Source organism: Aminobacter sp. J44 (genome assembly GCF_007829415.1).
Taxonomy (GTDB): domain Bacteria; phylum Pseudomonadota; class Alphaproteobacteria; order Rhizobiales; family Rhizobiaceae; genus Aerobium.
Genome location: NZ_VLJG01000064.1, coordinates 1 through 10,016, shown reverse-complemented (window position 1 = coordinate 10,016; position 10,016 = coordinate 1). Strand labels below are relative to the sequence as shown.

General features: G+C 63.7%; 12 protein-coding genes and 1 tRNA gene. 2 read left to right on the top strand and 11 right to left on the bottom strand.

Annotated elements, in window-relative coordinates:
• Positions 1-184: 184 nt before the first annotated feature.
• A tRNA-Met gene (locus tag L610_RS17620) sits at positions 185-261 on the top strand.
• 535 nt (positions 262-796) lie between these two features.
• Here L610_RS17620 and L610_RS17615 read toward each other — a convergent pair.
• The 5 genes from L610_RS17615 to L610_RS17595 all read right to left on the bottom strand — a co-directional run bounded on the left by L610_RS17615 (position 797) and on the right by L610_RS17595 (position 3,235).
• Complete coding sequence (locus L610_RS17615; RefSeq protein WP_246659048.1) at positions 797-1,915, bottom strand: recombinase family protein; 1,119 nt, start codon at positions 1,913-1,915, stop codon at positions 797-799.
• Between the two features lie 13 nt (positions 1,916-1,928).
• Positions 1,929-2,309 (bottom strand): type II toxin-antitoxin system HigA family antitoxin, encoded by a 381-nt coding sequence (locus L610_RS17610; RefSeq protein ID WP_024850025.1) that lies wholly within the window; start codon positions 2,307-2,309, stop codon positions 1,929-1,931.
• Positions 2,299-2,622, bottom strand: coding sequence for a type II toxin-antitoxin system HigB family toxin (locus L610_RS17605; RefSeq protein WP_024850026.1), 324 nt, complete (start codon positions 2,620-2,622; stop codon positions 2,299-2,301). Before L610_RS17605 ends, L610_RS17610 begins: the two co-directional genes overlap by 11 nt.
• A 107-nt stretch (positions 2,623-2,729) precedes the next feature.
• Positions 2,730-2,984, bottom strand: coding sequence for a type II toxin-antitoxin system prevent-host-death family antitoxin (locus L610_RS17600; RefSeq protein ID WP_024850027.1), 255 nt, complete (start codon positions 2,982-2,984; stop codon positions 2,730-2,732).
• 41 nt (positions 2,985-3,025) lie between these two features.
• Entirely contained in the window at positions 3,026-3,235 is a 210-nt protein-coding gene (locus tag L610_RS17595) for a hypothetical protein (RefSeq protein WP_144706650.1), read from the bottom strand.
• 149 nt (positions 3,236-3,384) lie between these two features.
• Between L610_RS17595 and L610_RS17590 the strand changes: the two genes are divergently transcribed.
• Entirely contained in the window at positions 3,385-3,615 is a 231-nt protein-coding gene (locus L610_RS17590; RefSeq protein ID WP_024850028.1) for a DUF6429 family protein, read from the top strand.
• 277 nt (positions 3,616-3,892) lie between these two features.
• Here L610_RS17590 and L610_RS17585 read toward each other — a convergent pair whose 3' ends face one another.
• The 6 genes from L610_RS17585 to traA form a co-directional block, all read right to left on the bottom strand.
• Positions 3,893-5,578: a recombinase family protein gene (locus L610_RS17585; RefSeq protein WP_144706648.1), complete on the bottom strand. Its 1,686-nt coding sequence runs from the start codon at positions 5,576-5,578 to the stop codon at positions 3,893-3,895.
• Between the two features lie 19 nt (positions 5,579-5,597).
• Positions 5,598-5,858: a toxin-antitoxin system HicB family antitoxin gene (locus tag L610_RS17580; protein ID WP_024849975.1), complete on the bottom strand. Its 261-nt coding sequence runs from the start codon at positions 5,856-5,858 to the stop codon at positions 5,598-5,600.
• Positions 5,855-6,274, bottom strand: coding sequence for a putative toxin-antitoxin system toxin component, PIN family (locus L610_RS17575; RefSeq protein WP_144706645.1), 420 nt, complete (start codon positions 6,272-6,274; stop codon positions 5,855-5,857). Before L610_RS17575 ends, L610_RS17580 begins: the two co-directional genes overlap by 4 nt.
• Before the next feature lie 102 nt (positions 6,275-6,376).
• A complete protein-coding gene (locus L610_RS17570; protein ID WP_024849973.1) occupies positions 6,377-6,619 on the bottom strand; it encodes a hypothetical protein in 243 nt (80 codons plus the stop codon).
• A complete protein-coding gene (locus L610_RS17565) occupies positions 6,609-6,860 on the bottom strand; it encodes an AlpA family transcriptional regulator (RefSeq protein ID WP_024849972.1) in 252 nt (83 codons plus the stop codon). The genes L610_RS17570 and L610_RS17565 overlap by 11 nt, the downstream gene beginning before the upstream one ends.
• A 130-nt stretch (positions 6,861-6,990) precedes the next feature.
• A complete protein-coding gene (gene traA / locus L610_RS17560; protein ID WP_144706643.1) occupies positions 6,991-9,978 on the bottom strand; it encodes a Ti-type conjugative transfer relaxase TraA in 2,988 nt (995 codons plus the stop codon).
• Between the last annotated feature and the right edge of the window lie 38 nt (positions 9,979-10,016).

The window sequence follows — 10,016 nt, the reverse complement described above, 5'->3', positions numbered from 1 at the left end:
TAACGCTTACGAAACTTCGCAGGCAACCGCCTGCAAAACATGAGGGCAAATGCCCAAGGTGACGCGGGGTGGAGCAGCCCGTTCGGCCTACAATCGATTCACAGGATCGATTGCTTGACGGCCTCACCTCCTCAGGCTACGCCTGAACTCGCTCCCGGGCTCAAAAGTCCGGCTCTAAAGGTATCGCGGGGTGGAGCAGCCCGGTAGCTCGTCAGGCTCATAACCTGAAGGTCGTTGGTTCAAATCCAACCCCCGCAACCAMCGATACCGACAAACCCGTCGCACCCGCGGCGGGTTTTGTCATTTTACCAGCCTTTCCAATGGCTTGCCGCTCCGTCCATTCGAGGATCGTGCGCAGTTCGCCATGCAGCGTGGCGTAGAGTTCCCCCCGTTCCGGGCCGGGAGTGAGCACGATCTTCTCGATGAGCATGCGCAGGACATCGGCGGCTTGCTGGCGCTCTTCGGGGCGATTCAGGGCGGCAGTGAGCCGGGTGACCTTCCCGGCGTAGATCGCTGCTGCGCTCGGCAGAATGTCGGGGGAGTCTTCCGGGGCTTCGGCGAGAAGTGTAGTCAGCTCCGCCCTGCGCGCCTCCAGCGCATCCATCTTCTCCTTCATCGACAGATGATACATGCCGTCTGCAATGGCTTCGACGATCTGCTCGATCTGTCTGGCAACCTTGCCCAGTTCGACTTTCCATGCTTCGCTGTTGGAGCGGCGTTCCCTGTTCAGACGGTTCGTCTCTTCAGCGTAGGCACGTATTGCCTCCCCTACCATCTCGGGCGACATCATCCGCTCCTACAGGCCGGTCAGCACGCGGGCGTCGAGTTCTGTGCGTGGGATCGTGCGACCGTTTGTACAGGTGCCCTTGCTGATGTGGTTCGAGCAGGCGAAGCGATCGGCCCCGCGAAGTGAGTAGGGGCCTCCGCAACAGCCGCAGAACACCAGGCCGGACAGCAGCGACTTCGGACGCCGCGCGCCGTTCAGCCGATTCTTCTTGTGATGCGCGCGGACGGCTTCAGTGACATTGGCGAACTTCTCGGCGATCTCGCCCTGACGCGTGCGGACGGCCTGCCAGAGCTGGTCATCGACGATCCGCAGTTCCGGCACCTCCCTGACAATCCATTCCGTCTCGGGGTTGAGCCGGGAGACTCGCTTGCCGGTTGACGGATCCTTGACGTAGCGCAGCCGGTTCCAGATCAGCCGGCCGATATAGAGTTCATTGTTGATGATGCCGGTGCCGCGCTTCACGTGGCCGCGGATGGTGGTGTCGCTCCACGGCTTGCCGTTCGGGCCGGGCACGCCTTCCTCGTTCAGCCTGCGCGCAATGCTGCGCGGGCCGACGCCAGCGGCAAACTCGTAGAAGATGCGTCGTACGACATTGGCCTCGGCCGCGTCGATCTGGCGGTCGCCCCGGATCGGGTCGCCGCGCGCATCGAGTTGTTTGACGACCCTGTAGCCATAGCAAAGCCCGCCGCCCGACTTGCCTTCCTCGACACGTCCACGGATGCCGCGGTGGGTCTTGGCAGCAAGGTCTTTGAGGAACAGCGCGTTCATCGTCCCCTTGAGGCCGACGTGCAACTCGCTGATCTCGCCCTCGGCCAGCGTGACGACAGGCACGCCGGCGAACTTCAGATGCTTGAACAGTGTCGCCACATCGGCCTGGTCGCGGCTGATCCGGTCCAGCGCCTCGGCCAATACCACGTCGAACTTTCCTGCCTGCGCGTCCTGCAACAGCATCTGAATGCCGGGCCGCAGGATCATGCTGGCCCCGGAAATCCCCGCATCCTTGTAGGTGCCAACGACCTTCCACTTCTCGCGCTTCGCCTGCTCCCGGCAAATCCGGAACTGGTCTTCAATCGACGCCTCGCGCTGGTTGTCGGAGGAATAGCGGGCATAAAGGGCGACGCGTGTCATGGGATAGCCTCCTTCAGGCAACCTTGTCGAAGCGGCTCGGCCGGATCAGCACTTCGGCCGAAATGCCCAGGTGGTTGTGCAACTGCCGGATCATCTCGATGGACAGTCCCCGCTTGCGGTTCAGGACATCGGCCACCCGATTGCGCGGGCCGATCATCGGCTCCAGGTCCCTGCGGGTCAGTCCCTGCTGCTCCATGCGGAACCGGATCGCCTCGATCGGGTCGGGCGGATCCATCGGATAGTTCTTCGCTTCATAAACCTCGATCAGCGTCGCCAGCACGTCGAGCCGGTCGCCATCCGGCGTGCCGCTCTTCGCGCCCCACAGCCGTTCCACTTCGGCAAGCGCCGCATCGTAATCCGCCTCGGTGCGGATGGGCTTCAGCTCAGTCGCCATGTCTGACCTCCGTCACGTCGATCCTGTCATATGCCTTGTGGGTGCCGATCCACTTGATCCAGACGATGGCCTTCTCGAAGTCGACCGCCACCACGAGGCGATAATCGTTGCCCTTGATGTTGAAGACGATGCGTTCGGCGCTGACGATGCTGGCCGTCGCGTAGAGCCGCTTCACATCCGCCGAACTGGTCCAGTCCGCCTTGCTGACTTCGTCGAACCAGGCATCGAGCGCGGCCTTGACCGCCGGCTGGTCCTTCTGCCCCGCGAGGCTGTCGACGAACTGCCGCAAGGTGCGGCGAGCAATGATCCTCATAGCGTACCTATATCACGGGACCAAAACGGTCACAAGAAGAATATGCGAATGCCCCGGCGCGGGTGTCGCGACGAGGCGATGACCGATGTGCGGGGCGCTCTGATCGCCTATCCGAGCGGGGCGTCCAGCGGCATGAGCCCGGCGTTCATCTCTGCGCGCTCAACCGCGTCGATGACGATATCGGCAGCTTCCGCCGTGCGGTGACGTCGCTGCGCGGCAGCCCGGAGCCAGTCATAGTGGTCGGCGCGCATCAGCACGAATTCGCGGCGGTCATGCCGGGTGATCTCCACCGGCGCTTGTCGCGCCTGATGCAGGAGTTCTTCGGGACTGCGCTGGAAAGAAATGGAATCAACAGTGGTCATGACTGCATCCTGAACAAACCCGGTGCCTGAAACCATAGGCATCACCCATCCTCGCCTGCTGGGCGCTTCTTCTGTACCTTGCGTTCCAGCGCCAGCTTGCGCTCGAACTGCTCGCGGGCGATCTGGCGGCCGAGCAGCCGGGTGAGGATCATGACCGCTTCGTCGGCGCGACTGCCGCCGTTCCGCGCCGGTTCCGACGAGGTCGGAGGTCCAAACACCTCAATGTTGATCCTGCTGCGTTTGAGCGCCATCGTCTCCAAAAATCCCATTGCCCGGAGGGGGCAGGGACCATCGAAGAACCGCTCGTGCATGAAATGAAAGCCCCGCGTCGCACCCGTGCGGCATATGGGATACTGTAGCGTATAATAAGGATGCTCTGGAATCGGGAGAACATCGCGCAATGGAGATCGACAAGGACAGGATCGACGATGCGATTCTCGCGCTGCTCTACCTGACGCTCGACGGGGACGGCCGAGCATGGAAGGGATTCGACTGGAGCGCGATGAACCGACTGCACGAGAAGGGCTTCATCGGCAATCCGGTCAACAAAGCGAAATCCGTCTGGCTTACGGACAAGGGGATCGTCAGATCGGAACAGCTTTTTCGTGAGATGTTCATGGTCCAAAGATGAGCCCCCGGATCGCTCTCCGGAAAGTGCGAAAGTATTAAGTTGCCAGCTTCAGCGTATGGCAGCAGAAATCTGAAGTGAGCCGCCGGGCGTCTGCCTTGCACGCAAGCTCATCCGTACGAAAGCCGAAATAAGGCGGTTTCTGATGTCAGGAGCTAAGGGCGCTGCCCTCGCGCGGCCCAAGAAAACTCTTCGGCCTTTCGCGGCATAAACGGCCTGCTCCCCGCGAGCGGGTCCCCTCCATTTATTCCACGGTGCCAAAGACTTTCCTTGCACCTTGCTACCCCGGTCTCGCCCATGTTTTGTCCAGCGTTGACAATCGGGATGGGGCGGTATCGGGGATGGGCCTGTAACCGGGCTTGCCGGTGCGCTCGATCCAGTCAAGGATTGTGCCAAGCTCGCCTTGCAGGGTGACGCTGTAGCTGCCGCGTTTCTCGCCGGGGGTGATGACGATGCGGTCGATGATCTCGCGGATGGCGTCGGCGGCTTCGAGAGCGTCGTCGGGATGGTCGAGCGCTTCGGTCAGGCGCTCGATCCTGCGCCGGAAGGTTTCCGCAACGCCGGGATGGATGGCGGGTACGTCCTGCGGGGCGCTCGACAGGCGGGCGGTGAGGCTGTCCTGTCTGGCTTCAAGCTCGGTCAGACGGTCGGACAGGGCGCGATGCCAGCCGCCCTGTTCGATGACGCGCACGATCTCCGCAATGGCCCTGGCCGTCTCGGCAAGCTCGATGCGGGTCGTCTCGGCCATGGCCTGACGCTCCCGGTTGAGCCGGTTGGTTTCCTCGGCATAGGCGCGCATGGCTTCCGCCGCCATGTCCGGCGTCATCATGCGCTCGCGCAGCCCGGTCAGGACGCGCTCTTCCAGCGCCTTGCGCGGGACGGTGCGGCCATTGTCACAACCATTGCCGAGCGCATGGTTGGTGCAAGCATAGCGGTCGAGGCCGCGCCGCCGGTAGGTGCCGCCGCAGCAACCGCAGATCAACAGGCCGGACAGCAATGTGCGCGGGCGGTGGGTGGCATTGAGGCCGCCGTTCTTCGCCACCAGTGTCTTCATGGCGGCGCGCGTGTTCTCGATCCGCCGGGCGAACAGGTTTGCCAAATGGGACTGCCGGGCCTTGGCGGCATCCCAGAGTTCCTGCGGGATGATGCGCAGTTCCGGCGCTTCGCCAAACACCCATTCGCTTTGCGGATTGCGGCGATAGGCATAGCGGCCCGTGTCGGGGTTGTTCACCTTGCGCTGGCGGTTCCAGACCAGGCGGCCAATGTAGAGTTCGCAATTGAGGATGCCGGAGCCGATTTCCCGGTTGCCGCGAATGACGGTATCGCCCCATCGCTTTCCGGTAGGGCTAGGAATGCCGTCGCGGTTGAGGTCTGCCGCAATGCGCTGCGGCCCCTTGCCCGCGACATATTCGCGGAAGATGCGCCGAACCACCTCGGCCTGTTCCTCGATAATCTCGCGCTCGCCCCGGATCGGCTCGCCGCGCGCGTCGAGCTGGTGGACGACGCGATAGCCATAGGCATTGCCGCCGCCGATCTTGCCCGCTTCCACACGCCCCCTGATGCCGCGATGGGTCTTGATGGCGAGGTCTTTCAGGAACAGCGCGTTCATGGTGCCTTTCAGGCCGACATGAAGCTCGTTGATCTCGCCTTCCGACAGGGTGAAGATCGTCACGCCCGCAAAGCGCAGCCGCTTGAAGACGCCTGCCACGTCCTCCTGATCGCGGCTGATGCGGTCGAGCGCCTCCGACAGCACCATGTCGAAACGGCCCGCCTGCGCATCGGCCAGAAGCGACTGGATGCCGGCGCGGATGAGGGATGCGCCGGAGATGGCGCGGTCGGAATAGGTCTCCACCACCGTCCAGCCCTCGCGCGCCGCGCGTTCCCGGCACTGGCGCAACTGGTCCTCGATCGAGGCATCACGCTGGTTGTCGGAGGAATAGCGCGCGTAAAGGGCAACGCGGATCATGGGGGCAAACTCCGTTCTGTCAGTCCTTGATGGCGTCCTTCGGCATCGGCGGCACGTCCGGCGCTCTGTCCAGAAGCTTCGTCAGATCGCCGCGCTTCGCCGTGCCGGCGCGGGCTTTCAGGAAGTCGGCGGCGGTCTCCACCGCGCCGATCTTCTGCGCAACCGCCGAGACGATCCACTGATTGAGCGATACACCGTCCTCCTGCGCCAGCCGCGCCGCCGTCTCCTTGAGCGATTGCGGCAGCTGCAAGGGGTATTTGTAGCGTTGGGTCTGCGTCATGTGTTCAGTCTCCTGACGATCTCTCCCGGTGTTGCGACGGTCACGCCCAGCGTCGAGGCCGGACGGAAGTCCCTGACATTGTGCGTCACGATGGCGTCGGCCTGTCCGTTCAGCGCGGCCTCAAGCACCATCTCGTCCGCTGCATCGGACAAGATGGGCCGCGTCCTGAACGAAATATCAACGCCCTCGGACACGGCGGCGAGCGCGCTTATCAGCTCCGCGACATCCTCCAGGCTGTGGCCCGTCGCCTTCCGAGTCTCTTCCCGGCTCAACACCGCCTCGTATTCCAGAAACAGCGCGGTTGAACAAAGCGGGGTAACCAGACCACGATCCACGAAACGCAGGAGCAGATTGCTCGCGCCGTTGCGACTGCGGAAGGGCGCCACGATGACATTGGTGTCCAGAACCAGTCTCATGGCTGTAATAATAGAAACATCTCATAAGATGTCAATATTATGAGCAAGGAACCAGTCTTCCGGCAGGCCGATGGGCAACGAAGAAGCGGCAGCGCCACCTGTTCATTGTTCGTCGCCAGCATCTTCCCCGTCACCGTTACGGGCTGACGGCGTATTGTCATTGGCCGCTTGCGTTGCCTTCGCGAAGTCCTCGCGCGCCATGCGGCGGCCGATGATGCGGGCAAGCGTCAGGGCGACGGCATCGACCTTGCGCAAAGCCTTTGGATCGGGTCCTGCCGTGCCTGCATTGTCGTTGGCGGCCTGTACTGGCCACCGGCGTTCTGGCCTGTCGTCATCAGGGCTCATGGCTTGCCGCCTTTCGGCCGCAGCGCCGGTTGTCATTGGCGGCATCGTCCGCGGGCCGCCACGCGGCGGGATCGGCGACCCAGCGGTCGATGTCGGATTCTCGCCAGCCGGCTCCGTTGGTGCTGATCCTGAGCTGAGCCGGGAAGGTGCCTTCCGCGATCTTGCGGTAGATGGTGGACCGCGACAGGCCGGTGCGGGCGAGAACCGTTTTCAGGCGGACGATACGGTCTGGTTGGCGCATGGTCGCACTGCCCTCTGCTGGTTGTTTCTGACGATTGCAGAGACCAGTGAGAGCAATGAATTATTGTTTCGCAACAGTTATTTAGCTGGCGTCGTTCTGCGTCGTAGAAACGGCGGAAAATACTGGAAACCTACAGTCCGATCCCGCGTCCTCTGCCCCTTCCGAGACCGTGACTGATTGCCAGATCGCGACTGATGCCCATGCCTGTTTCGAAGGAGATGCCGAGATCGCGCCTGCGGCCTTCAAGCAGGGATTCAAGCTGCGGGTCGCGTTCAAGGCTCATCGCCATGTTGCCCATTTCTGCCCGTGCGGCGTGATAGCCGGAATAGTCGCCCGCCGCATATTGGCGCTCTCCGGTCTGTTTGAGTTCCCGGAACCGCTCGACAAAGCGGTCGGCGCGCAGTTCGGGGTTCTGGCGCATCTCGGTTTCCAGTTGCAGGGCACGCCTTGCTGGCAAGGCTCTGTCGCGATCGCCCGATGCGGCCTCGGCCGCAAGCTCGGGGTTCCTCTTGTAGACGGCCTCGGCATCATGGGAGCCATGAGGCCGGAGTTTGTCGAAGCCCGTGCGAGCCTCTTGCAGTTCCTCGATCTGTTCGGGCGTTGCGGCGATGTCCTGCGCCTGCGCCCGCAAGATCGCATCCACGGCGCGGGCATGACGGACGAAGGCCCTGCCACGGGCGCGGCGCAACGCCGCCTCCGGGTCGATCTCCGCTTCCTTCCCGGCGCTCTCTCTTTCCGGTTGCTTCACAGCATCCGCGCCAGGCACGCCGCTGCCGGGGGAGCGCAGACCGTCGAGCAGCCCGTCGATCCTGTCGCGCACACGTTCCGGCACGATCTTGCGCATGATCTCGGCGACACGGGCGCGGAAGGTGATGCCGCGCCGCTCGGCATAATCCTGCGCCGGGCCGATCTGCTGCTCGTAATCCGTCGCCATATCCTTCGCGCGGTCGCGCGAAAGAGTGTTCACCAATCTGTCCTGACTGGCGAAGTCGTCGCGGCCATAATGCAGGTCCATGCCGCCGCGGTGACGCGACAGGGCGACATAGCTGCCATGGGCGTCCATGCCGGGCGTCGCCAGCACATGCGTCCGGTCAACGGTCATGCCCTGCGCCTTGTGGATGGTGGCCGCATAGCCGTGGTCGATGCGGTCATAGTCCTTCAGGTCGAAGGACACGCTGCGCCCGTCGTCAGTGCGAACCGACATGGATGTTGTGCTGATATCCTCGATGGTGCCAAGCGTGCCGTTCTTGACGCCAAGGCCGCGCTCGTTAGCCAGGAACATGACGCGATCCCCGGCGGCGAAGTTTCTTTCGCCGCGCTCGACGGTCACGCGCACGTCCTCGCCAAGATCGCCTGCCTCGCGCATCCGGTCGCGGGCCGCCTCGTTGAGTTCGCGCACCTCCGCATTGGTGTGGGTGAGGATGATGCGGCTCGCATCCGGTGCCGCCTGCCGGTCGCGGTCCCAGCGCTCGATCAGATCGCCGCGCGCCTGCTTTCGCGTCTGTGCTTCATGCACCATGCCGAGGCTGTCATAGGCATGGATTGCCTCTCGCGTTCTGCCGCTCGCCAGATCGCGTGTTGCATCCCGCTGCCAGTCCTCGCGCTGGCGGCGGACCTCATGGATTTCCACGCCGCCATGACGCTCATGCAGCGAGCGGAAGGCCGCGCCGGCCTCTATTGCTTGGAGCTGCTGCGGATCGCCAACCAGCACCACCTTTGCGCCAGCCTCCGCCGCATGCGACAGCACGCGCTCCAGCTGCCGCGTGCCGACCATACCCGCCTCGTCGATGACAAGCACGTCACGGGCAGTCAGCATATCGCGTCCGTTCTTCCAGCCATGCTCCATGCTGGCGATGGTGCGCGACGCAATGCCCGATCCGCTTTCCAGATTCTCGGCGGCGATGCCGGAAAGGGCGACGCCGCGCACCTCATAGCCCGCCGCCTCCCATGCCTCGCGCGCAACGCCCAGCATGGCGCTCTTGCCCGTCCCGGCATAACCGACGACAATGCCAAGATCGCGCCCGTCCGTAACATGCGCCAGCGCGTCGGCCTGCTCCCCGGACAGAAAAAGACCGCGCTGTTCCGCGCGCGCAAGTGCGGCTTCTCTGTCCCTGTCGGTGACCTCGTGGAATTCCTTCTCGGCCATCATCTCGGCGGCGCGATGCAGGCGCTGTTCCGCCTCGATCATGTCGCGGGTGGTGAACCGATCCTCGCCGCGTCCGTCTTGCCCAAGCTCGACCAGATCGGGCGAACCCTGCATCGCGCCCATCACTTCGTTGAACTGGTCGATGCCGTCGCTGTGCCGGTGCGCGAACTTCGCCATGTCGCGCCGCGTGAAGGTCGATTGCTGATGCGTGATCGCGTCCAGTGCGACGGAAGGATCGGCAATGATCCTGTCGCCGTTATTGCGCGCGATCTCGCGGTGCATATCGGCGCGGTCGGCAGCCTCGATGCCTTCGCCGACACTGCGTGTCTCGATGCGCTGTGCGGCTGCGCCGATCTGGCTCTGCGGCTCAAGCCCGATGCCCTGCGCCTCAAGGCTGCGATGGTCGATGCGTGCGTCTATGTCGAGTTCGGCCAGCCGCTCATTCACATGCTCGGCCCAGCGTTCGCGCCACCGTTCGAGCATCTGCGTGCGGTTCCAGTCGCGCACCTTCTGGCCGAACCCGTCCCCGTCCACCTCGCGCATGGTGAGCATGACATGGGCATGGGGCTTTGGCATGCCGTCCTCGCCGATGTCCCAATGCACGTTGAGATCGGCGATCATGCCGTGATCGACAAACTCGGCCTGCACGAAGTCGCGGGCAAGCTCGATGCCCTGCGCCTGCGTCATCTCGCGCGGAATGGCGAACTCGACCTCGCGGGCAAGCTGGGCATCTTTCCTGACCTCGAACGCCTCCACATCGTTCCAGAGCCGTTCGCGGTCGGACCAGACTTCGGGCGCTCCATCCGGCAGCAGCACTTCGGAATGGACGACGCCGCGCTTCTTGGAAAAGTCCTGCACGCGCCCCAGCCGCTCGTCGCGCATCCGCGAGGCCGAGCGGTAGGCGGCAGACGCCACCGCGCTCGATCCGGCCTTGCGGCCAATGACCTTGACGTGAAGATGATAGATCGCCATGGCGATCCGAACATCTACACATTCACGCGCACGTCGGA

Excerpts from the sequence above, each read along its gene's own strand:
- L610_RS17615 (WP_246659048.1), bottom strand. The coding sequence starts at position 1,915 with ATGACACGCGTCGCCCTTTATGCCCGCTATTCCTCCGACAACCAGCGC.
- L610_RS17610 (WP_024850025.1), bottom strand. The coding sequence starts at position 2,309 with ATGGCGACTGAGCTGAAGCCCATCCGCACCGAGGCGGATTACGATGCG.
- L610_RS17605 (WP_024850026.1), bottom strand. The coding sequence starts at position 2,622 with ATGAGGATCATTGCTCGCCGCACCTTGCGGCAGTTCGTCGACAGCCTC.
- L610_RS17600 (WP_024850027.1), bottom strand. The coding sequence starts at position 2,984 with ATGACCACTGTTGATTCCATTTCTTTCCAGCGCAGTCCCGAAGAACTC.
- L610_RS17595 (WP_144706650.1), bottom strand. The coding sequence starts at position 3,235 with ATGGCGCTCAAACGCAGCAGGATCAACATTGAGGTGTTTGGACCTCCG.
- L610_RS17590 (WP_024850028.1), top strand. The coding sequence starts at position 3,385 with ATGGAGATCGACAAGGACAGGATCGACGATGCGATTCTCGCGCTGCTC.
- L610_RS17585 (WP_144706648.1), bottom strand. The coding sequence starts at position 5,578 with ATGATCCGCGTTGCCCTTTACGCGCGCTATTCCTCCGACAACCAGCGT.
- L610_RS17580 (WP_024849975.1), bottom strand. The coding sequence starts at position 5,858 with ATGACGCAGACCCAACGCTACAAATACCCCTTGCAGCTGCCGCAATCG.
- L610_RS17575 (WP_144706645.1), bottom strand. The coding sequence starts at position 6,274 with ATGAGACTGGTTCTGGACACCAATGTCATCGTGGCGCCCTTCCGCAGT.
- L610_RS17570 (WP_024849973.1), bottom strand. The coding sequence starts at position 6,619 with ATGAGCCCTGATGACGACAGGCCAGAACGCCGGTGGCCAGTACAGGCC.
- L610_RS17565 (WP_024849972.1), bottom strand. The coding sequence starts at position 6,860 with ATGCGCCAACCAGACCGTATCGTCCGCCTGAAAACGGTTCTCGCCCGC.
- traA (WP_144706643.1), bottom strand. The coding sequence starts at position 9,978 with ATGGCGATCTATCATCTTCACGTCAAGGTCATTGGCCGCAAGGCCGGA.